20 protein-coding genes are annotated in these 24,055 nt (G+C 43.8%); all 20 read left to right on the plus strand.

The window, feature by feature from the left end; all coding sequences use genetic code 11:
* Nucleotides 1–53 precede the first annotated feature (53 nt).
* The 20 genes from recD2 to MWG26_RS08865 all read left to right on the plus strand — a co-directional run bounded on the left by recD2 (nucleotide 54) and on the right by MWG26_RS08865 (nucleotide 24,046).
* Entirely contained in the window at nucleotides 54–2,264 is a 2,211-nt protein-coding gene (gene recD2, locus MWG26_RS08770; RefSeq protein ID WP_025655655.1) for an SF1B family DNA helicase RecD2, read from the plus strand.
* Nucleotides 2,246–2,944 (plus strand): ComF family protein, encoded by a 699-nt coding sequence (locus MWG26_RS08775; RefSeq protein ID WP_044926749.1) that lies wholly within the window; start codon nucleotides 2,246–2,248, stop codon nucleotides 2,942–2,944. Before recD2 ends, MWG26_RS08775 begins: the two co-directional genes overlap by 19 nt.
* A 231-nt stretch (nucleotides 2,945–3,175) precedes the next feature.
* The gene (locus MWG26_RS08780) at nucleotides 3,176–3,571 is read left to right on the plus strand and encodes a hypothetical protein (RefSeq protein WP_025655657.1); all 396 of its coding nucleotides are present in this window, start codon (nucleotides 3,176–3,178) and stop codon (nucleotides 3,569–3,571) included.
* A gap of 3 nt (nucleotides 3,572–3,574) precedes the next feature.
* Complete coding sequence (locus MWG26_RS08785) at nucleotides 3,575–4,732, plus strand: hypothetical protein (RefSeq protein ID WP_117441026.1); 1,158 nt, start codon at nucleotides 3,575–3,577, stop codon at nucleotides 4,730–4,732.
* 88 nt (nucleotides 4,733–4,820) lie between these two features.
* The gene (cdaA, locus tag MWG26_RS08790; protein WP_025655658.1) at nucleotides 4,821–5,693 is read left to right on the plus strand and encodes a diadenylate cyclase CdaA; all 873 of its coding nucleotides are present in this window, start codon (nucleotides 4,821–4,823) and stop codon (nucleotides 5,691–5,693) included.
* Nucleotides 5,680–6,975 carry a CdaR family protein gene (locus MWG26_RS08795; protein ID WP_025655659.1) on the plus strand — a complete coding sequence of 432 codons (1,296 nt, stop codon included), beginning with the start codon at nucleotides 5,680–5,682 and terminating at the stop codon, nucleotides 6,973–6,975. The genes cdaA and MWG26_RS08795 overlap by 14 nt, the downstream gene beginning before the upstream one ends.
* Nucleotides 6,976–6,993: 18 nt before the next feature.
* Nucleotides 6,994–7,269, plus strand: a complete 276-nt coding sequence (locus MWG26_RS08800) for an HPr family phosphocarrier protein (RefSeq protein WP_025655660.1) — start codon at nucleotides 6,994–6,996, stop codon at nucleotides 7,267–7,269.
* A 38-nt stretch (nucleotides 7,270–7,307) separates the two neighbouring features.
* Nucleotides 7,308–8,222, plus strand: a complete 915-nt coding sequence (locus tag MWG26_RS08805; protein WP_025655661.1) for a nucleotidyltransferase family protein — start codon at nucleotides 7,308–7,310, stop codon at nucleotides 8,220–8,222.
* 140 nt (nucleotides 8,223–8,362) lie between these two features.
* Nucleotides 8,363–9,871, plus strand: a complete 1,509-nt coding sequence (locus MWG26_RS08810) for a GH25 family lysozyme (protein ID WP_025655662.1) — start codon at nucleotides 8,363–8,365, stop codon at nucleotides 9,869–9,871.
* A gap of 15 nt (nucleotides 9,872–9,886) precedes the next feature.
* A complete protein-coding gene (locus MWG26_RS08815; RefSeq protein WP_025655663.1) occupies nucleotides 9,887–10,873 on the plus strand; it encodes a glycosyltransferase family 2 protein in 987 nt (328 codons plus the stop codon).
* A gap of 75 nt (nucleotides 10,874–10,948) precedes the next feature.
* Nucleotides 10,949–12,478, plus strand: coding sequence for a glucosyltransferase domain-containing protein (locus tag MWG26_RS08820; protein ID WP_025655664.1), 1,530 nt, complete (start codon nucleotides 10,949–10,951; stop codon nucleotides 12,476–12,478).
* A gap of 248 nt (nucleotides 12,479–12,726) precedes the next feature.
* The gene (locus tag MWG26_RS08825) at nucleotides 12,727–14,130 is read left to right on the plus strand and encodes an undecaprenyl-phosphate glucose phosphotransferase (protein ID WP_025655665.1); all 1,404 of its coding nucleotides are present in this window, start codon (nucleotides 12,727–12,729) and stop codon (nucleotides 14,128–14,130) included.
* Between the two features lie 29 nt (nucleotides 14,131–14,159).
* Nucleotides 14,160–15,380 (plus strand): LCP family protein, encoded by a 1,221-nt coding sequence (locus MWG26_RS08830; RefSeq protein ID WP_025655666.1) that lies wholly within the window; start codon nucleotides 14,160–14,162, stop codon nucleotides 15,378–15,380.
* A 9-nt stretch (nucleotides 15,381–15,389) separates the two neighbouring features.
* Entirely contained in the window at nucleotides 15,390–16,307 is a 918-nt protein-coding gene (locus MWG26_RS08835; protein WP_025655667.1) for a glycosyltransferase family 2 protein, read from the plus strand.
* Between the two features lie 95 nt (nucleotides 16,308–16,402).
* Complete coding sequence (locus MWG26_RS08840; RefSeq protein ID WP_025655668.1) at nucleotides 16,403–17,728, plus strand: LCP family protein; 1,326 nt, start codon at nucleotides 16,403–16,405, stop codon at nucleotides 17,726–17,728.
* A gap of 24 nt (nucleotides 17,729–17,752) precedes the next feature.
* Nucleotides 17,753–19,180 (plus strand): cohesin domain-containing protein, encoded by a 1,428-nt coding sequence (locus MWG26_RS08845; RefSeq protein ID WP_044926767.1) that lies wholly within the window; start codon nucleotides 17,753–17,755, stop codon nucleotides 19,178–19,180.
* Between the two features lie 214 nt (nucleotides 19,181–19,394).
* A complete protein-coding gene (locus tag MWG26_RS08850; protein WP_025655670.1) occupies nucleotides 19,395–20,171 on the plus strand; it encodes an ABC transporter permease in 777 nt (258 codons plus the stop codon).
* Between the two features lie 9 nt (nucleotides 20,172–20,180).
* Nucleotides 20,181–20,918: an ABC transporter ATP-binding protein gene (locus tag MWG26_RS08855; protein ID WP_025655671.1), complete on the plus strand. Its 738-nt coding sequence runs from the start codon at nucleotides 20,181–20,183 to the stop codon at nucleotides 20,916–20,918.
* Nucleotides 20,919–20,937: 19 nt separating this feature from the next.
* Nucleotides 20,938–21,531 carry a hypothetical protein gene (locus MWG26_RS08860; protein ID WP_025655673.1) on the plus strand — a complete coding sequence of 198 codons (594 nt, stop codon included), beginning with the start codon at nucleotides 20,938–20,940 and terminating at the stop codon, nucleotides 21,529–21,531.
* A gap of 25 nt (nucleotides 21,532–21,556) precedes the next feature.
* Nucleotides 21,557–24,046: a glycosyltransferase family 2 protein gene (locus MWG26_RS08865; RefSeq protein WP_081733077.1), complete on the plus strand. Its 2,490-nt coding sequence runs from the start codon at nucleotides 21,557–21,559 to the stop codon at nucleotides 24,044–24,046.
* The last annotated feature ends 9 nt before the right edge of the window (nucleotides 24,047–24,055 follow it).

Genomic DNA, 24,055 nt, shown 5'->3' on the forward strand with positions numbered 1-24,055 from the left:
CGGATGTTCCGGGGATATTCTGTGGGATGAAAGGCTCCGGTTAGGAGGAAATTTTGGAAGTAGTCACCGGATATGTGGAGCATATTGTGTTCCGGAATGAGGATAATGGGTATACGGTATTTAATCTGGAAAATGAAGACGGGGAGACTACCTGTGTTGGCAGTTTTAACTATATTAATGAGGGGGAGATGCTGGAACTGCATGGGGAGTTTGTTAACCACAGTGTGTATGGAAGCCAGCTCAAAGTGAGCTCCCATGAGGTAAAGGAGCCTGAGGATCTGGTATCTATAGAACGTTATCTGGGATCCGGGGCCGTGAAGGGTGTTGGAGCGGCGCTGGCAGGAAGGATCGTGAGGAAGTTCAAAAAGGATACGTTCCGCATCATTGAGGAGGAGCCGGAGCGTCTGGCGGAGGTGAAGGGGATCAGCGAGCGAAAGGCCAGGGAGATTGCCGTGCAGGTAGAGGAGAAGAAGGATATGCGCCGGGCGATGATCTATCTGCAGAAATATGGGATATCCACGACCCTTGCTGTCAAGATTTATAAGTATTATGGAACGAAACTGTACCAGGTGCTTGAGGAGAACCCGTACCAGCTGGCGGATAACATAGAAGGCGTGGGATTCAAGACGGCCGACGAAATCGCATCCAGGATAGGGATACATACGGACTCTGATTTCAGAATCAGAAGCGGTATTTTTTACACGCTGCAGCAGTCCACCCTGGAGGGACATGTCTATCTGCCCCAACAGGTACTGGAGGCGCGCGCCGGAAAGCTTCTGGGGGTGAACATCCAGGATGTTGAAAAGTATATCATGGATCTCTGCATTGAGAAAAAGACGGTGCGCAAAGAGGCGGAGGGCGAGATCAGGATCTATCCGGCCCGCTATTATTACCTGGAACTCAATACGGCCAGGATGCTGCATGATCTGAATATTGACTGCAATATGCCGGAGGACATGATGGAGAAGCGGCTCAGAAAGGTGGAGCGGCAGGAACAGATTTCCCTAGACCCCATGCAGCACAAGGCGGTGATAGAATCCATCAAGCACGGGCTTCTGGTCCTGACCGGCGGGCCCGGGACCGGTAAGACGACTACCATTAATACCATGATCCAGTTTTTTGAGAGCGAGGGGATGAGCATTCTGCTGGCGGCGCCTACAGGAAGGGCGGCTAAAAGAATGACGGAGGCCACCGGATATGAGGCACAGACGATCCACCGCCTCCTGGAGGTCAGCGGGAATCCGGAGGAAGAGGGCAATGTAAATGGCTTTATGCGGAACCGGCAAAATCCCCTGGAGACGGATGTGCTGATTATCGATGAGATGTCCATGGTAGACCTTCCGCTGATGCATGCTCTGCTTTCAGCCGTTGTGGAAGGCACGCGGCTTATATTAGTGGGGGATGTGAACCAGCTCCCTTCCGTGGGACCCGGGAGTGTTCTGAAGGATATAATAGCTTCGGACTCGTTTCCGGTGGTAACGCTGACAAAGATATTCCGTCAGGCAGGCGAGAGCGATATTGTTGTAAACGCTCATAAGATCAATGCCGGGGAACCTGTTATCCTGAACAACAAGAGCCGTGACTTTTTCTTTTTAAAACGGCAGGAAGCGGATGTGATTATCAGTGTAGTGATTACCCTGATTCAGAAAAAGCTTCCCAGGTATGTGGATGCACTTCCCACGGAGATTCAGGTCATGACTCCAACAAGGAAGGGCCTGCTGGGGGTGGAGCGGCTGAATACAATCCTGCAGCGTTATTTGAATCCGCCTTCGCCGGAAAAAACGGAAAAGGAAAGCGGGCAAAGATTGTTCCGCGTTGGGGATAAAGTGATGCAGATAAAAAATAACTACCAGCTGGAGTGGGAAATCTGCACGAAATTCGGACTCACTGTGGATAAAGGTATGGGAGTATTTAACGGAGATATGGGGATTGTGAAGGAAATCAATTCCTATGATGAATCAATGGTTGTCGAGTACGACGAGAAAAGAACGGTAAAGTACCCCTTCGAGATGCTGGAAGAACTGGAACTGGCATATGCCATTACGGTTCACAAATCTCAGGGGAGCGAATATCCTGCGGTTGTGATACCGCTGCTGCAGGGACCGCGTATGCTGTATAACAGAAATCTGCTGTATACGGCGGTAACCCGTGCAAAAAAATGCCTGACAATAGTGGGGAGTGAAGCGACATTTCAGGAAATGATACAGAACAAAAACGAACAGAACCGTTATACAAGCCTGGCGGAGTGTATACGCGGATTTTAAATCTGCTATATCCGCAGGTTTGTCCGTTCTGTGGCAGAATATCGGAACAGGGGATCTGCAGTGTATGTAAAAAGAAGATTATCTATGTACAGGAACCACGCTGCATGCGCTGCGGCAAGCCGCTGGAAAAGGCGGAACAGGAGTACTGCAGGGACTGCACAGAACATGATGCCGCCTATGAACAGGGGCGGAGTGTATGGCTGCACAGGGAGCCTGTTTCGGACGCAATTTATCGGTTCAAGTATGGGAATAAGAGGAACTACGGCCGGATATTTGCCATGGAAATGGCGGAACATTGCGGGGCTCAGATCAGAAGGTGGGGAGTTGAAGAGATCATTCCGATTCCGCTCCATCCCGCCAGAAAAAGAAAACGGGGATATAATCAGGCGGAAATACTGGCGGAGGAGCTGGGCTGCCTTCTTCACATACCTGTTAGGAAAGACGTGCTTTACAGGATACGGAATACCAGGCCGCAGAAAAGCCTTAATGACACGGAGAGAATCCGCAACCTGAAGGGGGCCTTTGCGGTGGCCGGAAAAGAGAAAGTAAAGGCAAAAGTACTGATCATAGACGACATCTATACGACCGGCAGCACGATCCGCAGATGCGCAAAAATGCTGAGACTAGCAGGAGCTGAAAAAGTGTATTTTTTAACTATAAGCATTGGACAAGGACTCTGAGTATATGCTATACTAAAAATGATATTTATCTTAAAAGAAGATAAGAATCCCACCTTTACAGGTGGTTAAGAAAAATTAAATTTAGGAGGGAGCCTTGTCTCCTTCCAGGATAAAGCCGCCGGCGGGCGGCAGAGGCGCGCAGAAGTATGATGTCATGCAGGGCATGACGCGCGCCTCGCCGCAAGTACGCCAAGGCGTGCCTGCACTGAAAGAAAACATAGAGGTGAGGAAATGTTAGATAAGGAACGCATCAGGCTGATGACAAAGATGGCGGCATATGAGAACACTTTGGCGCCGGATGATTTGAAAATCAGCAGTTATTATAAGAAAGATTATTCAAGCCTCAACACACTGATCACAGCGATCTGGGTCACGATCGGATACGCCATTGCCGCAGGTTTGGTTATACTGTGCAATGTCGACGCAATGCTGAAGGATCTGACGGTTGCAAAGCTGATTATAATCGCGGCTGTCGTGGTGGGTGCATATATTATCTTACTTGTGGCTTACTGCGTATGTGCCAGCAGCTTTTATAAGTCGAAGCACAATAAAGCAAAACAGCGTGTGAAAAAGTATTACCGGGATTTATCCCGCCTGGGAAAGATGTGTATGAAGGAGAAAAAATAAAATATGAGTACTTTACTTGTCTGGAAAGAGCAACTGCAAAAAATATATGCGAAGTATTCCACATATATAATGAAAGCATTACAATTTATTTTAGGACTCTGTGTCTTCGGCCTGATTAATTCCAATATCGGTTTTATGAAGGCGGCATCGTCTATTGTCTGTACTGTGGGGCTTTCCGCAGTCTGTGCATTTCTGCCGCTGGTCGTGATGGTGATCGCAGCCACGGTGCTGGTACTGCTGCATTTTTATACCTTATCCATGCCCATAGCTCTTGTATCTCTGGCGATCTTTCTGATCATGTACATCTTCTATTTCCGGTTTACACCGAAAAAAGCATGGCTTGTGCTGCTGACGCCGGTTGCGTTTGCACTGAAGGTTCCGTTCGTCATTCCGGTTGCCTTAGGCTTACTGGGAACGCCGGTCTGTGTGCTTCCCGTTGCATTTGGGACGATCGTTTACTATATGCTTCACTTCGTGAAGATGTCATCTACCGCCCTCAAGGGAGGGGATGCAAAAGGCTTGGTGGACAGCCTGATGGTTTTTACAAAACAGTCTCTGACCAATAAGGAGATGTGGGTAATGGTGATTGCAACTGCCGTCAGTCTTCTGATTGTATATGCCGTACGAACAAGATCCGTTGACCATGCGTGGAAGATCGGATCGGTCGCTGGCGCGATTGCAGGAATTGTCATCGCTGCTGCGGGGAATATTACACTGGATGTGCATCTGTCATACGTTACAATGGTGGTCAGCGGTGTTGCAGCGATTGTGGTTGGGCTGGTGCTGGAGTTTTTGTTCTTTTCTGTGAACTATTCCAGAACGGAGCGTATGCAGTTTGAGGATGATGAATATTATTATTATGTAAAAGCCGTTCCGAAAATAGTAGTATCTGCACCTGAGATGAGTGTGAAGCATATTAATGAAAGACAGGACCAGAGTGAATGGCAGGAATTACAGGACAGTCAGGAGACGGTGCTGATTGATACTTCAAATGTACAGAGGGCGGCAGGGGAGCCGCATTCGCAAAGGAAGCGCCCGGCGCTAAAGCAGGAAGAACACGCGAAAAAGATAGATCACGCCAGGGCAGCGGACGAGATTCTGCTGACAAGAAGCCTTACCAAAGAATTGGGTATAAATCTTGAAGATCTGGAAGATAAATAATACCTAAGGGGCACTCGGGGACTCATGTTCTTTGGGCATAAGATGAATAAAGGGAGCAGCATTCTTAATTAAGACAGGAGGTGGCAGAATGGAACAGTGGATCAAAACGTTTTTTGACAACTATGTGAGCGACATGTACTTTCCGAATGTTCACCTGACAGATATCATAGAGATTATCATTGTATCGATCATCGTCTACGAGATTATGCTGTGGATTAAGAATACAAAGGCATGGATGCTTTTGAAGGGCATGATCGTCCTCGGCTTGTTTATACTGGTAGCTGCTATATTTCGAATGCATACGATATTGTTCCTTGCCAGAGAGTCGATCAACGTTCTGGCAATAGCCGCTGTGGTAGTATTTCAGCCGGAGCTGCGGCGGGCGCTGGAAAAGCTGGGGGAGAAAAACCTTCTGAGCAATATCAATCTGTTTGACAGAAGCAGAGAAAACCAGAGGTTCTCCGATGTAACGCTGGAGAGCCTTGTAAAAGCCTGTTTTGACATGGGGAGTGTATGTACAGGGGCTTTGATTGTAGTAGAGCAGGCCATTCGTCTTACGGAATATGAGATGACCGGAATCGAGCTGGACTGCAAAGTCTCTTCTCAGGTTCTGCTGAATATATTTGAACATAATACTCCGCTTCACGACGGAGCTGTAATTATAAGAGGAGACAGAATTACTTCAGCCACATGTTATCTGCCGCTTTCAGATAACATGTCAATCAGCAAAGACCTGGGGACCAGGCACAGAGCTGCATTGGGAATGAGTGAAGTAAGTGATGCACTGATTATTGTTGTATCCGAAGAGACAGGCCAGGTTTCCGTTGCGATGGGAGGGCAGCTTGCGAGAGGAGTTACGCCGGAATACCTTGCTACAAGGCTGAACCAAATCCAGTATAGAACTGCGGAAGGCAAGAAATTTACTATACGGAAAGGACGGCAGCGGCATGAAGAAATATAAATTTACGAACAACCTGGGGCTGAAGATTATGGCACTGGTTTTCGCTGCCCTGTTGTGGCTGATCGTAGTGAATATAGATGATCCGGTGGAGACGACGACCTTCCGGAATATTGATGTTACGGTACAGAATACTGAGGTTGTGACAAATGAAGGAAAGACCTATAAGATATTAGACGATACACAGAAGGTAAGTGTGGTAGTGCGTGCGAAGAGATCAGTTCTGGCTAAACTGTCCAGCAGCAGTATCATTGCGACGGCGGACATGAGTGAGATGCAGATCAGTTCACTGATTCCCATCACAGCAACAGTTCCCGGTTATGAAGGCAAGTATACCGCGGAAGCAACACCAGGCAACCTGAAGGTTAAGATAGAGGATCAGACAAAGAATCCATTCCCGGTGAATGTCAGCGTGACGGGCATTCCGCGTGACGGGTATGTAGTCGGCAATACGCCGACCAATCCGGCAAAGGTTACCGTGAGCGGGGCGGAATCACTGGTCAACAGTATTGATAAAGCTGTGGCAAAGGTGGATGTATCGGGATTGTCCAAGACGACAGTACTGCAGGCCGAGCTGACCTATTATGACAGTAACGGCAATCCGGTAGATAAGAGCCAGTTGAAAGATAACCTGGGGGAGGATGGCATTACCGTCGAGGTGGAGATACTCAATACAAAGAGCATAGCATTGAATTTCAATGTTATGGGGACTCCGGAAGAAGGGTATGTATACAGCGGCCTTACCAGTGAACCGGAGCGGATTCAGGTCTGCGGTACGGCGGAGGCCCTGAGCGGGTTCACCGAACTGGACGTACCGGCCTCGGAGATAGACATCAGCGGGGCAACAGGAAAGCTGGAGAAGACGATAGACATAGTGCCATATCTGCCGGATGGGATTAAGCTGGTGGACGAGACCGCCAATAATGTTGTAGTCACCGTATCCATAGAGCAGGAAGGAACCCGTACAATTGAGCTTCTCGCAGAATCTATCCGGGTCATCAATGTACAGGAAAATCTCAGGGTATCCTTTGAGGACAATACCGATATTCAGCTGCAGTTTAAAGGAGCGCAGGAGGCGCTTGAGAAACTGGATGTGAAAAATGCAGTATATATAGATTTAAAGACCTATACAAAACCAGGGACACACGAAGTACCGGTGAATGTAGATCTGGATATGGACGGAGCGAACGGTTCCAATATTGTATTGCTGAAGAACCCAACGGTGAAGGTTACTCTTACTGAGAAAGATGAAAAAGAGGAGCAAAATGTAACAAAGGAAGAATAACGGGAGGAGAGAGTTCACATGGTAAGCGAAAAAGTTACGATAAAGAACCCTACAGGCTTGCATCTCAGGCCGGCAGGCTTGTTCTGCAGAACTGCCATGCAGTACGGCAGCAAGATTACGGTAGAAAAGAAAACAAAGTCTGAGGATGTCACGGCGAATGCCAAAAGCGTGTTAAGCGTGCTTGGCGCCTGCATTAAAAGCGGAGATGAGATTCGAATTATCTGTGAAGGAGACGACGAGGAAACCGCACTTCGGGAGATGGTACGTATTGTAGAAGATGGTTTGGGAGAATAGAATACAGCCTGTGAGAAGGCAGGAATAAGGAGAAAAAGATGAGCAAGGCAACATTAGTGATCATGGCGGCAGGAATTGGAAGCAGATTCGGCGGGGGCATTAAGCAGCTGGAGCCGGTTGGGCCCAATGGTGAGATTATCATGGATTATTCCATCTATGATGCCATGGAGGCAGGATTTGACAAAGTTGTATTTGTAATCAGACGGGATCTGGAAAAAGACTTTAAGGAAGTGATCGGAAACAGGATCGAGAAGGTAATCGATGTCGATTATGTTTTCCAGGAGGTGGATGATATTCCAGAGCCATATAAAGAGCGGTTTGCCGGAAGAACAAAGCCATGGGGAACCGGTCAGGCAATTCTCTGCTGTAAGGATGTGGTGGACGCGCCGTTTCTCGTAATCAATGCGGATGACTATTACGGTAAGCAGGCATTCAAAGAAGGGTTTGAATATCTCACGGCCGAGTCCCGAAGCGATGGCATGGAGATCTGCATGATCAGCTTTGTGTTAAAAAATACACTGAGCGATAATGGGGCGGTAACCCGGGGTGTGTGCAGCGTGGATGAAAATGGCATGCTCGCAGACATCGAGGAGACCCATAACATCGAAAAAGTTGACGGCCGGGCGGTCGTGCAGAAGGAATGCGGCAGCCGGGAGATTGATGTGGAGTCTCCGGTTTCCATGAACATGTGGGGACTGAGGCCGGACTTCTTCCAGATACTTGCAGATGGTTTTGAAGAGTTTTTGAGTATGACAGATGAGGAGAACCTGAAAGCCGAATACCTCCTTCCAACGATTATAGGGGAGCTGCTGGGAGAAGGAAAACTGGCCGTGAAGGTGCTGAGGTCCGGGGATAAATGGTTTGGAGTAACTTATAAGGAAGATAAAGATGCTGTGGTTTCAGCGGTAAGGGGACTTGTTGATGCGGGAGTATATCCGGAGAAGTTATTTTAGAATTGAGTGAGAAGAAGGCATGTGTATCCTAAAAAAGGATACATATGCCTTTGTGCTTGAAAGTGTTCTATTGACAAGGGCAGGAGAAAGTATATATACTTAGCAGGTGGCAATTGTTTATTACAGAAAGGAGAGGCTAGATGACAAAGAACATAAGAAGATTAATTGCGGCAGTACTTGGTATTAGTATGATAGCACTTGGAGCGCCAGTCAACGGGACAATCAGTTATGCAGCATCGGAGTATGAAGATCCGTCAACACAGGATTTTCAGAAAATAGATAACAGTGGTGAACCTTCAGTATATGGCGATCAATCCAAACCAGAAAATGCTGATAATACAGAAAGTGGTGAAACTCAAACAGATGGCGCAGAAAAACGCGAGAACAGCTGGCGGTATGAGGACGGGAACCTGATTTCGGGAGTAGAGCTATATGCACAACATCCAAACGCATGGGAAAAGGTCAACGGTGTCTATGTAAACAGTGTCGGAAATATAATCAAAGGGGCAGTGAAAAAAGGCATTGATGTAAGTGAACATCAGGGAAAAATTGATTGGGAAAAGGTGAAGGCAGCTGGTATTGATTTTGCTATACTGCGTTGTGGATATGGTAATGATGAGTCATATCAAGACGATGGTCAGTGGGCGAGAAATGTATCCGAGTGCGAACGCCTTGGTATACCATATGGAGTATATATCTACTCATATGCGACTAATCTCAATATGGCCAAAAGTGAGGCGGCGCATGTCCTGCGTCTTTTAAAGGGCCATACCCCTTCATATCCAGTATATCTGGATATGGAAGACCGTACTACCGAAGGTGTCGGAACAAAGATGCTGGGTAGTATAGCAAAAACATTCTGTGATACAATCTCAAATGCAGGATATAAAACAGGAATCTATGCAAATCTGGACTGGTGGAGCAGACTTCTGACAGATGCTGTATTTAATAACAGTTCCTGGTCGAAATGGGTTGCACAATATAACACAACCTGTGATTACGGCGGCAGTTACGATATCTGGCAGTGCACCTCATCGGGAAAAGTAAATGGTATCAACGGCAATGTAGATCTTAATTTTTGGATGGATGATACCCTCCCTTTTGAGGATTTAGGCAAAGACTGCTGGTGTTATGACGCGGTTTACTATATGTACTGGAACGGCCTGATGACAGGACTGAATTCCACGACATTCGGCGCATCTGAGAAGGTGAGCAGGGGGCAATTTGTGACGATATTGTATCGAATGTCAGGATCACCGGAGGTGTCATATTCAACCAGATTTCCGGATGTAAAGAATAATGAGTTTTTTACCGAAGGAGCTTTATGGGCATCTTCGGCAGGGATTACGACGGGATATGAGAACGGCTGTTTCGGTCCGGCAGACGAGATTACACGAGAACAGATGGCGGTAATGCTGAACAGATATGCAAAATACCAGGGATATAGCGTAACGGCCAGCGGCAGCCTGGATCAGTTCCGTGATGGGGGGATGACCAGCCAGTTTGCAATAGAAGCAGTGAGATGGGCTGTTGGGACTGGAATTATCAGTGGAAATGGAGATGGTTCACTCGCTCCGGGCGGTGCAACTGACCGTGCTGCATGCGCAACGATGTTGATGCGCTACAGAACAGGAATAGAAAAAAGATAAAAGTGAGGATATGTAATGGAAGTTACAATTATCATTCCAAATTATAATGGCAGACATTTTATGGAGCCATGTTTGAAATCTCTGGCCAGGCAAAGCTATCAGGATTTCAGGATACTTGTTGTAGACAATTGTTCAACGGACGGAAGCCTGGATTTCATGAGAGAAACATATCCGAACATACAAGTTGAAGCGCTGGATAAAAATTATGGATTTAGCTATGCTGTGAATCAGGGCATCAAGATGTCTGATACTCCTTATGTAATCCTGCTGAATAATGACACTGTGGTCGAAAAGCATTACGTTGAGGAAATGATCAAGGCAATGAAGAGAGATCATAAGATTTTTTCAGTTAGCAGCAAAATGGTCCAACTGTACCATCCTAAACTGATCGATAGTGCAGGGGATCTGTATACTCTGCTGGGCTGGGGAATCTGCCGCGGGGCCGGCCGGTCTGTGGAGAATTACAGAAAGGTTGATCAGATTTTTTCGGCTTGTGCGGGAGCTGCAATCTATCGAAAGGCCGTTTTTGATAAAATCGGATACTTTGACGAAAGCCATTTTGCTTATTTGGAAGATGTTGATATGGGATACCGTGCCAAAATATACGGATATAGGAATACTTACTGCCCGACTGCTCTGGTTCGCCATGTTGGCAGCGGTACAAGCGGATCAAAGTATAACACATTCAAAGTAAAATTATCTGCAAGAAACAGCATTTATCTGAATTATAAGAATATGCCCGTATTTCAGCTGGCATTGAACTTTCTGCCGCTGGCAGCGGGGTACGCAATTAAATACTTGTTTTTCTGCAAAAATGGTTTTGGAAAGGATTACCGTGATGGGATCAGGGAAGGGCTGAAAACATTGAATGGCTGCCACAAAGTGCCCTTCCAATGGAAATTCTTTTTTAATTACTGCAGGATAGAATGGGAGCTTTTTGTGAATACATTGGCTTATGCTGCAGACTGGGGAAATAGAAAATTGAAACAGAAGTCTGAATAGGCAATGACAATAGAGTAGAATCGGAGTCTGCAGTGGTAAAGCGCTGCAGACTCCGATTTATCGGGAGAGTTACGGATGAGATTGATTGATTTTTTAAAGAAAAACAGAACCGTTTTTATCACAGCAGGAGTTCTATCGTTTCTGTGTTTTATCTATATGATTGTAAAGCCGGGAATTTCAATAGACGAAGAAACCTGGATACAGATTGAGGAACCTTTTACTAAATGGTTTGTCCAGGGAAGATGGGGAATTGATTTATTTAACTATCTCGCCATGGACAATGGGAGGTATGCGCCGGTATTATGGGATATTCTTGCTATTGCCCTGTGGAATGCAGGAGGAGCGCTGTTCGGATTCACTCTATTTGGTGATAACGCAAAGAAAGTTCCGCTGTTCTTTTTCCAGGCATACTTTTGTTCACTGCCATTTGTAATGGGGGAAATGTTTTCTTTTTCTATGTTTAGCTTACAAATTGCTTCAGGAATGATATTTACAGCATGGGGATTCATGCTGAGTGTTGAGGCGGCCGAAGAGAACGGCAGAAAAAAGTGGATTTATTCCCTGTTGATGCTAATATATGCATTTGCTGTTTATCAGGCATACACTTGTGTTTATGTGACAGCAGTTGTGGCATATTGTTTGAAAAACTATTTGGAAGGACAGGTCCGGATTGGCAGTAAACTGATAAGATGGGCGGGAGTGTTTGCAGGAGGCCTTATTGGGTACTATGGAATTTATTTGATTCTTATGAAGCTGTTCGGAGCATCCAGCTATCTCGCAGATAATTATGTGGGATGGTTTGATGAGGGCGGCATTGGAAAGGCACTATTCATGGCGTTTGCTAACATCGTAAGAGTTTCTTTCGCGATTCCAATTGCCGGGGAGTACATATATGGTGGTGAAGTGATACGGATTGTTACCACTTTATTTGTGGTTTTTGCCGTGTGGGCTTTCTTTAAAGCGAATTTTGCGCGCAGAAGACTGGGGATTCTGTTTTATACGGTGGCATTGGCGGCATCCCCGTTTATATTATATCTGGTTCTTGGCACGTACAAAACGCACGGACGGACACTGCTGGGTCTTGCCCTGTCTGGCGCGGTTGAGCTCTATCTGATTCTCTCTGTTTTGAAAGCGCCAATGCTGAAGCGGCTGGGGATGATTGGAGGAGCATATCTATTGTTTCTAAACGCGAAAAATATGAATATGCTCTTTTACTCGGCAAATGTTGCTTATGAATATGATAGTAATGTGGCAAACCAGGTGATGTACGACATGAAAAGACAGGGAATAAAATATGAGGATAAGGCAGTTGTATTCATCGGTATGGAACCCATGGATGAAGTAGGGCTTCAGAAGTCAGATACGGTGGGCAGTTCTATCTTTGAATGGGATGACGGTAATATCTCCAGAATGTGTAATTTTATGAAAACGGAAGGGTACTGCCTGAATCAGCCGACACCCGGGCAGATAGAACAGGCTCTGGAGATGACGCAGGGAATGAAGCCATGGCCGCAGGATAATAGTATAAAAGAAACGCAGGATACCGTAATTATATTTTTTTCTGAGCCCACAGACAAATGGTATAAAGTTAATCTGGGGCGATAGCCCCCTTTTTTATGAAAAACTAATAATATTACGGAATTATTAAGCAAATGTTAAAGAACATAGAGATTTCACTTGTCCTTTTACTGAAAATATTGTATCATATAACAGATAATGTACAATCTAATTTGTGAATAAAAATTAGCAATAGTAATGAAACTTCGGGATAACCCGTAATACATGCCCTTCGGGCGGATCTGCAGTATCGCTGCAGAATATGATATAATATATAAACGAGTAAGGTGAAAATAATGATTAAAGATAATCAGAAATATTTGAACCGGATGCAGGTGGTATTGGACGGGCTGGTTATCATAGCTTCTTACGCACTTGCTTGGTATCTGCGATTCAGAAGCGGATTGATGGAGGTAGATGAATGGTATCTGCCTTTTGAAATCTATATGCGGGCGCTGACATATATCGTTCCGGGATATTTGATTTTATACGGATGTTTTCAGGTATATACACCAAAGCGTGTACAAGGCAGAAGACTGGAAGCATGGCATATTACCCAGGCGAATGTTATAGGATTGCTGGGTTTCATCCTGATTCTTTATTTGACAAAGCAGCCCAACTTTTCACGGAAGATGATTTTCGTGTTCTTTCTTGTGAATGTTTTTCTGGAAGTGCTGTCAAGAAATCTGATCCGGTATTTTCTCCGCAATATTAGAAAAAACGGATACAATCAAAAGCATATGATTTTGGTTGGTTACAGCCGTGCTGCGGAGCAGTATATTGACCGGATAATGGCAAATCCGGAATGGGGATATTCCGTCAGAGGGATTCTGGACGACCATCAGCCGAGAGGTACGGAGTATAAGGGCGTAAAAGTCATCGGAAGTATTGATAATCTCCTGATTATTCTTCCTCAGAACAGAGTTGATGAGATAGCCATAACTCTTGGTATTGATGAGTATCATAAGCTGGAATATATTGTAAACATGTGTGAAAAGTCCGGTGTGCATACAAAATTTATTCCGGACTATAATAATATTATCCCCACAAAGCCATATACGGAAGATCTGCTTGGGCTGCCGGTAATTAATATCAGACATGTGCCCCTGAATAATACCGTTAATAAAGTAGTAAAAAGAAGTGTGGATATTTTTGGCGCGATCGTGGCGATTGTATTGTTTTCACCAATAATGCTGGCTACTGCGCTGGCTATAAAAGTGACTTCCCCGGGTCCTCTTATATTCAGCCAGGAGAGAGTGGGACTGCAGAATAAACCGTTTGCCATGTATAAATTCCGCTCTATGGTAGTGCAGGAGGCAGAAAAAGAGAAAAGCAGATGGACTACAAAAAACGATCCCAGAGTTACAAAAGTTGGAAAGTTTATTCGCAAAACAAGCATTGATGAACTCCCACAACTTTTCAATGTACTAAAAGGTGATATGAGCTTGGTCGGCCCAAGGCCTGAACGGCCGCTTTTTGTAGAAAAGTTCAGGGAGGAAATACCCAGATACATGGTGAAACACCAGGTTCGTCCCGGCCTGACCGGATGGGCGCAGGTGAACGGCCTTCGGGGAGATACTTCCATTAGAAAGCGTATAGAATACGATTTGTACTATATTGAGAACTGGACGATAGGATTTGATTTTAAAATCTTGTTCCTGACATTTTTTAAGGGTTTTGTAAACAAAAATGCCTATTAGGCAAAGATCAATTTTAAGGGGAAGTGAAAATGGCTAGAAAAAAATCCAAGGGTAGAATGACAAAGCAGCAGCGTGCTTTGTTACATAAGAAAAAGATGAGAAAAAGAATTATACTGCTAGTAGTGGAGATCATTCTTCTTCTTGTTTTGGGAGCAGCAGCTTATGCAATGTCCAAATTGGACAAACTGGATTTTCAGACGGTTAACACCTCAAACCTGGAAATTTATCAGGATACGGGAGAATTTACCAATATTGCACTGTTCGGGCTAGACTCCAGAGAAGGAGAGCTGGACGGAGGAGTAAGAAGCGACAGCATGATGATCGCAAGTATTGACAATAAAACAAAAAATGTAAAAATTGTATCTGTGTTCAGGGATACACTGACTCAGCAAGATGATGGGACATACGAAAAGGCCAATGCGGCATATTCATTTGGCGGTCCGGAGGAGGCCATTGCATTGCTGAACCGGAACTTTGACTTGGATATTCAAAAGTATATGAGTGTGAATTTTAATGCCCTTGCAGATGTAATTGATTTGTTAGGAGGAATCGAAATTGATCTGACTGCCGAGGAAGTATTTTGGACAAATGGGTACTGTACTGAAACTTCACAGGTTGTAGGGAGAAAAACAACAGAACTGACTCAGCCGGGAAAACAGGTTTTAGATGGTATTCAGGCAGTATCATATGCAAGAATAAGATATACGGAGGGAGACGATTATAAACGTGCCGAAAGGCAGAGAACTGTTTTGCAGAAGGTGGTAGAAAAGGCCAAGACGGCGAGCCTGTCTACATTAAACAAAATTATTGATCAGGTACTGCCGCAGGTTTCAACGAATTTATCTACAAGTGATTTTGTTGGGCTTGCAGCAAGCGCTGCCAGATACACGATCGGAGAAATGACAGGATATCCGTTCGATGTTACGACATCAGAAGATGTAATTGGGCTGGAAGGTTCTTTTGTCGTACCGATCGGTTTTGCAGATAATGTCAGGCAGCTCCACAAATTCTTATTTAAAGCAGAAAATTACCAGGTGTCCGAAAAGGTACTGCAGATAGACAGCGATGTGGCCTATTTAACCGGAATCGCTGGTTCCTATAATGACAATGCCGACAGTACAGACGCTGCAGGGGGAACCGGAGGTGCGAATGGCTACGGGCCGGCAGATACTCAGGATACTGGGGATTATGGAAATCTCGACAGCTCAGATGGCAGCGAATATGATTACGGAGATAATGCAGGATATTAGGAGAAAATAATGGACAGACCCACAGTGGATATAATCATTCCGACTTACAAACCGGATATAAAGTTTGAAAAGCTGATCAGAGGACTAATAAGACAGTCATACCCTATACAGAATATCTTTATTATCCACACCAAAGGCGGGCGCTTCCCTTGGGAGACAGCAGGCCTGGATGGCAGGGTGACTGTGAAGGAGATTGAGAAGGATAAGTTTGACCACGGGGGGACACGCCGGATGGCCGCAGGTTTAAGTGATGCAGATATTTTTATCTGTATGACCCAGGATGCGGTTCCAGCAGATCGTGATCTTGTGAAGCATCTTTTACAGGCTTTTGAGAATGATAAAGTGGCTTGTGCCTATGCAAGGCAGCTGCCGGACGAGAAGTCTGATGTGATTGAGCGCTATACGAGAAGCTTTAATTATCCGGCAGAAGGCTGTATAAAGGATTTAAATTCGATTGATAAGATAGGGATTAAAGCATTCTTCTGCTCCAATGTATGTGCCGCATACCGAAAAACGTATTATGATGAACTTGGAGGGTTTGTGAAAAAGGCAGTTTTTAATGAAGATATGATTATGGCTGGGAGAATGCTGAAGGCAGGGTACAGCTGTGTATATGCTGCAAAAGCAGAGGTGATACACTCACATAATTATACTTGTATCCAACAGTTTAAGAGAAATTTTGATGTTGCTGTTTCACAGGTTGATAATCCAGATGTGTTTGGCGGCATTAAATCTGAGAGTGAAGGAATCAGGCTGATGAAAAATACAGCAGGATACCTTATTAAGATAAGGAGACCCTGGCTGATCATGCCGCTTGTTATAAAAAGTGGATTTAAATACCTGGGATATAAGCTGGGACAGCATTATAAGCATCTTCCACAAAGGCTAGTAGTAAAGCTCTCCTCAAATCCTAAATATTGGAACTGAAGCAGGAAGAATACGGAAATTAAGATTGAAGTTTAGCTGGAAGTATTGTATGATTAATTGTGATCATGAATTCGATATTTTAGGAAGGATTTACAATGGCGAGAAAAAAGAATATAAGAAGACGCAGAAGAAGAGCAAAGAGGGGATTTGCATCTTGGGCAGTATGGAAGAAGGCTCTGGCTATTGCGGGGGGGACTGTTGTCCTGCTGACAACTGCCGGAGTAGCCTTTGCGGCATCGAAGCTCAATAAGATAGAAACCACGAAGCTGGATGCATCAAAGCTGAATATATCGACAGAAGTTGAGCATAATGAAACTGGATATCTGAACGTGGCGTTGTTTGGCCTGGATACCAGGCCGGGGAATCCGGAAGAGGGGGAGCGAAGCGATACGATCATTATAGCAAGCCTGAACCGTGAGAACAAAGAAGTCAGATTATGTTCCGTATTCAGGGATACGCTACTTCAACAGGATGACGGATCGTACAATAAAGCGAATGCAGCCTATTCTTTTGGTGGCCCCGAAGAGGCTGTAGCCATGCTGAATAAAAATCTGGATATGGACATACAGCATTATGCAACAGTTAATTTTAATGCGCTGGTGGATGTTATAGATGAACTGGGCGGTATTGAACTGGATCTTACATCAGAAGAAGTTTTCTGGACTAATGGCTACTGCACAGAAACATCAAGGGTAACAGGCAAGACCACAACCGAACTGACGCAGCCTGGGAAACAGATACTGGATGGCGTTCAGGCCACATCTTACTGCAGAATCCGCTATACACAGGGCGATGATTTTAAACGGGCAGAGCGGCAGCGTACGGTATTGGAACAGATTGTCAAGAAAGCCCAGACAGCCGATCTTACAACGATTAATAAGATTATTGATAAAGTTTTTCCAATGATTGAAACCAACTTTTCGCTGACAGAAATTTTAGCATATGCCAAAGATGCTTTTGAATATAATTTAACAGAAATGAGTGGGTTCCCATTCGATAAATCAACAGCAAGTTTATCCGGTGTAGGAAGTTCGGTGGTACCGGAGACATTGCAAAGTAATGTCCTGCAGCTGCATGAATTTTTCTTCGGTGATGACGGATACAGTCCGTCTTCTACCGTAACGGTTATAAGTTCGGAGATAGGCAGTTATGCTACGAATATAATTACCGATGAAGAGGCCGCAACTTATGAACCACAAGAGGGCAGCTATTATTATAATAGCACACCCCAGGGGAATGATGATGGAAGCACAGAAAATTCGGATGCTGCCGGAGGCAGTACGGGGAATCCGGACGGGACTGGTGATGGTTCCACACCGGATAGCGGAGGAAACAGTTCTGAAACAGGCGGAAACTTCGAACAGCCAGAGAGTGGAGCCGAAGGAGGAACTTCAGATCAGGTAAGTGGAGCAGTACAATAAAAGATGGCAAAAGAGGTAGATAAGATGAAGAAAGCATTTAAACAGATAGGAGTCGCAATATTAACATTGTGCCTGACGGTCTCTTGTTTTTCATTTGTTGCATTGGCGGCAGAAGGGACTCTGCAGTTTTCAGACCCCTCAGCGGCGGCTGGGGAAAATGTTACGGTAACAGCAAAGGTGATTTCCAACGCGGAAGGTGTTGCTGTGGGCGACACGGATATTACAGTCACTTATGATCCTTCTATATTAAAATTCGTCAGTGGAACAAATGCAACAGGCGGTGATGGTACGGTCAAATTGTCTGCCAAAGGTGACGGAACCTCAATGGAAGTAAATTACTCTATGGAGTTTACGGCCCTGAAAGAAGGAACCGCAACACTTGAGGCGAAAGAATATACGGCATATCTGGCCAATGATGAAGCGCTGAATCTTACTCTTGGTACTTCACAGGTGACAATACAGGGCGGTACTCCGGTTTCTGAGGAAGAAGCAGGTGAAAATGAAGGCCAGGCAGGTTCAGACGGACTAAAGGTAACCGTAGACGGAAAAGAATATACGGTAAATGCAAACTTCTCAGAGGCCGTGATTCCAAAAGGATTCACGGCAGCAGAAACGGAACTGGACGGCCAGAAGACGAAGGCAATGGTTCAAGAGACCAGCGGGCAGTATATTTTCTTTCTGCAAGACAGCGACGGCAATTCTGACTATTTCCTTTATAGTGACGATGACGGCTCCTTTTCACAGACAGCGGTAGTCGATGTTAATTCTTCGCTCTCTATCTTTTTAATGGAACACAAGGACAAAGAAGGTCTTCCGGAAGAGTATAAGGAGACAACAACGGATATTGGTGGAAAGGTGTTTACTGCCTGGCAGAATACATCTGAAAAAGAGTACTATCTGGTATATGCATTGAGCAGTGAGGGCAGCAAAGGCTATTATCAATATGATACTACAGAAAAGACCTACCAGAGATATACGCCTCCAGTGGTAGAAAAAAAAGAGAGCAGCAATACGCTGACTGATAAACTTACAAATTTTATAAATAAATATATGACAATTATATTATGCGCGGTATGGGGCGTGTTCCTTGTCATGCTGATTATTATAATCGTCCTGGGCGTAAAGCTGAGCCGCAGGAATCAGGAGTTGGACGACCTGTATGATGAATATAACATTGATGGGGATGGACAGGATGATATGCCGAAGTCAAGAAAGAGGGACAGAGATCAGTTTGTCGGGTTCCAGGATGATAGTGATGAATATGAAGACGATTACGGCGATGATTATGATGACGATTTCGAAGAATATGATGAAGACTTCGATGACGAGTATGCGGATGACGATGATTCCTATGATGACGAATTTGAAGAATATGAAGAAGAAACACCCTCAGTCAGAAGCAGAAAGAAAAAAGATGACGATGATTATTCAGTAGATTTTATTGATCTGTAGCAGTCTGTTGAATGTATCAATGTGAATGGCTGGGGGAACCAGCCATTTTTCATGATACAGAAAACATTGCTCTATATAGAACTGGGTGCTATAATAGATAAGAAAAATTTGTGGAAGACCTGGCAGTATCCCGGGATGCTGCCAGTTCGCGTTATACTGCAGGGTTTCCCCTGATAGATTCCATTACCGCAAAAGAAGAGGAGAAGTAACTGTTTTGTCAAGATATATTCAGAATTTTTTGAAATTTAAACCTCTGTTGGGGGAACTGGTTGCAAGGGATATTAAAATTAAATACAGAAGATCTGTACTGGGCGTATTGTGGACCTTGTTAAATCCACTCTGTATGATGATTATTTTGTCCGTGGTCTTTTCGAATCTGTTTAAATTCGATATTGAAAATTTCCCATTATATATTCTAAGCGGTCAGGTAATTTTTAACTTTTATTCAGATGCTACATCAGGTGCGATGTCGGCAATAATAGGAAGTGCAGCGTTAATTAAAAAGGTGTACGTTCCTAAATACTTATTTGTTCTGTCAAGAGTCTTTTCCAGCACGATCAATTTGATGGCATCCTTTACAGCGATGCTGATTGTTATGGTGGCAACAAGAACGGAACTTCACTGGACTGCTTTTTTATTTCCCATACCGCTGATTCTGCTGGTACTTTTTTCGTTAGGAATCGGCCTGATCCTGTCGGCAGTAACAGTTAAATTTAGAGACATTATACATTTATATGGAGTTTTTGTAACGGGTCTGTTGTATTTAACACCTGTTATTTATCCGATGTCGATTTTACCTGATTGGTTATATAAAGTGGTTATGCTGAATCCATTGACGAATATTTTAATGATGTTCCGAGATGTGATGTTGAACAACAGCATGTTCAGCTTATCCTCCCTGTTGATTGCACTTATTGAGGCATTCTTGTCTTTGGGGATCGGTCTGTACGTCTTTTATAAGAATCAGGATAAGTTCATTTTAAATATTTAGGAGTTGATTATGGATAGAAAAACAGTTGTAAAAGTAGAAAATGTATCAATGAAGTTTAACCTTTCATCTGAAAAGTTCGACAGTTTTAAAGAATACATTATAAAGAGTATTAAAAACCAGGTATCTTATGATGAATTTTGGGCGCTGAAAGATATATCTTTTGAGGTAATGCAGGGAGACTCTCTAGGCCTGATCGGTCTCAATGGCAGCGGGAAGAGTACGATGCTTAAAACAATAGCCGGGGTATTAAAACCTACCCAGGGTTCCGTGGCAGTCTATGGGAATGTAGCTCCGCTGATTGAACTTGGAGCAGGATTTGATTTTGATTTGACGGCCAAGGAGAACGTTTATCTAAATGGTGCACTTCTGGGATACTCAAGGAAAATGATGGAGGGATATTATAACGACATTGTGGAGTTTTCAGAGCTTCATGACTTTATGGATGTACCAGTCAAGAATTTTTCTTCGGGAATGGTGTCCCGGCTTGCGTTTGCTATAGCAACGATCGGCACGCCAGATATATTGATTGTAGATGAGGTGCTGTCTGTAGGCGATTTTCGTTTCCAGCAAAAGTGTGAGGAGAGGATTCACCACATGATGGATTCCGGGACAACAATCTTGTTTGTATCCCACAGCATTGAGCAGGTAAAATCTATCTGCAACAAGATTGTCTGGCTTGAGAAAGGGAAGCTCAGAAGATTTGGAGATGCAGAGGAAATCTGTGAAGAATATAGTAAATGCTATTGATAAGTGCTGAGGAGATAAGATGAAAAGAGTAAAAAGTCTGATTATAATTGTTCTTATACTCGCGGCTGCATTTTTGTATGCCCATATAGGAAAAAATAATCTGGTATATGATAAGAATGTGGATAACAGTCAGTACATTCCAACAGGAGCTGTAGCAAAAATAGAACAGACTTTTGTAGGCCAGGAGGAGACACTGGATGGATTTCGTGCTAAGTGCCAGGTAATTGGGGATGTCACGGGAATGAAAGTAAAATACTCACTGTTAAATATGGAGAGCGGCGAGAAAGAAGCGCAGGGGACTGCGGATGCTGAAAAAATAAAAAATGGACGCTTTTATTATTTTAAATTTGATACTGTAAAAAATTGTAAGGGGAATAAGTACAAAGTCATTTTTGAGAACGAGAGCGTGGATGAATCCAAAGGAATAGGGTTCAGTTTTCAGCCTGAAACAGAGACGGGAACCGAACTTACAATTAAAGGTGTAAATACAACAGGCACAATGATCGTAAAAGTAGTAACGGAAAGATTTGATCTAGAGACCTTTATTGTTCTGTTGGTATTTATATTATATGTAGCAGTTTTTATTAAATTTTTGTACAGATTGTTCAAATAGGCAGATTCAGAAAGAGAAGGATTGTATGGATTTTAAATATTATATTGACCAAAAAAAGTTCAGGATAAAACCGGCAGAAAGATATATCCGTGTAAATGGATGGTGTTTTGAGAAAAATGGAGAGCCGTTTACCTATGAATCCGTAGTGAATGGTAAAGTGGTTGAGAGCAGAATAAAAAAGATTGTACGACCTGATGTACAAAACAAGTTTGGCGGAAAGTATAGTCCGGCTGCGGATACCGGGTTTCACATAAAGACTTATGTCGATTGTGGTGTTACTCCGGAAAGTTATCGTCTCTACATCCGCCGGGGCAGCTACAGAAAATGTATTGTTTCCATGGACCGAAAAGAGATCATTGCTTTAAAGGATGAGAGTACGATTTCTTATAATATTGACTGGATACATGTTGAACCTCTGAAAATTATACTATCAGGATGGGCAGTATCTACATCAGGTACAGATAAGGTACATGTCAGTATAAGGGATGATATGGACAAGGCTCTAAAAGTAAAAATGCAGAGGACAAAGCGAAAAGATGTAGAGGATGCAGGGCTCATTGAGGCTCACAATGTGGAATGCGGATTTATAGTTGAATTTATATGCGATCCAGGAAAATGCTATACACTGGTTATAGAAGACGGAGTGAAACGGAAAAAGATCCGGCTTGATCCGGTAAAACTTAAAAAGTACGAGAGAGCACAGCGCAGCAAGCAGTTTGCAGTACGGTTTGTAAAGGCATTAAATAAAAAGAACATAGAAAAAGGGATGAAGTACCTTCGGAAAAATGGATTGTATGGATTGAAGGATCACATTTTGTCCTGTGTAAATGCACAGGGGAAACCATATCAACAGTGGTTTGAGGAAAACAAAGCTACAGAAGCAGATTTGAAGAAGCAGAGAGAGACCATATTTGCATGGCAGCCGAAGGTCAGTATTATTGTTCCCACTTATAAAACTCCGGAGATCTTTTTGCGGGAGATGATTGATTCTGTCAGGAACCAGTCCTATCAGAACTGGGAGCTGTGTATTGCCGATGGAAGCGGTGGTGACGAAACCGTGGAAAGAATTCTTGAGGAGTATGCTGTCAAGGACAGCAGAATCAAATATTGTTTACTAAAAGAAAATCTTGGTATATCAGGAAATACAAATGCAGCGCTGGATCTAGTGAGCGGAGATTATGTGGGGCTGTTTGACCATGATGACGTTCTGACACCGGATGCCCTTTTTGAAGTAGCAAGTGCATTGCAGGAATACAGATACGATATACTCTATACAGATGAGGATAAGATGACAGGAGACGGTTCGGAGTACAATGATCCGAATTTTAAGCCGGATTTCAGCATGGACTTATTCCGTTCCCATAATTATATTACGCATTTCTTCGTTGTTAAGACAGAAATTATTAAAAAGATTGGTGGGTTCAGAAGTGAATTTGACGGATCTCAAGATTATGATTTGATGTTTAGATGCATTGAAGAGTCTGAGAAGATACGGCATATACCGAAAATATTATATCATTGGAGAATTCATATGAATTCTGTAGCCGGTGATCCTGCTAGCAAAATGTATGCATATGAAGCAGGAAAACATGCAATCGAAGAGCACTTAAAACGAGTTGGAATCGAAGCGTCTGTTGAGCACGTGGGACTGTGGGGAATGTACCATGTAAAATATGCAACTCCGGGAGATCCTAAAATATCTATTATTATACCAAATAAAGACCATATAGAGGACTTAGACCTCTGTATTAAATCAATTCATAAACGGAGTATTTATAAAAATTACGAATTTATTATCATAGAAAACAACAGCAGCGAAAAGAAAACCTTTGAATATTATAAATATCTGGAAGAGCAATACTCCAATGTTAAAGTAGTATACTGGAAAGAAGGATTTAATTATTCTGCTATCAATAATTTTGGCGTACAGTATGCTACCGGTGAATACCTGCTGTTTCTGAACAATGATACGGAGATGATAACAGAATCTGCGCTCTCAGAGATGCTTGGTATCTGCATGCGGAAGGATGTGGGAGCTGTAGGAGCGAAACTGCTGTATGCTGATGATACAGTACAGCATGCAGGGATAGTCATTGGTTTCGGAAATTATGCAGGACACGTACATGTAGGACTGAAGCGCGATGACTATGGGTATATGGTGAGGGCTCGGATAAACTGCAACTATAGTGCAGTAACAGCCGCGTGCCTGATGACAAAGAAAGCCCTTTTTGAGGAGGTAGGCGGCTTTGACGAACAATTTGCTGTTGCCTGCAATGATGTGGATCTCTGCCTGAAATTAAGAAAAGCAGATAAACTGATAGTTTATAATGCATTTTCAGAGTGGCATCACTATGAATCAAAATCAAGAGGCTACGAAGATACTCCAGAAAAGTTAAAACGCTTTGAGAGAGAAGTAGAAAAATTTCAGAAGAAATGGCCGGAGATACTGGAAAAGGGTGATCCGTTCTACAACCCTAATTTTGCAATTAACCAGGCGCCTTATACGTTGCCGTAAGATGCAGAA

It is taken from the genome of Faecalicatena contorta, assembly GCF_022835095.1.
Taxonomy (GTDB): Bacteria; Bacillota; Clostridia; order Lachnospirales; family Lachnospiraceae; genus Faecalicatena; species Faecalicatena contorta.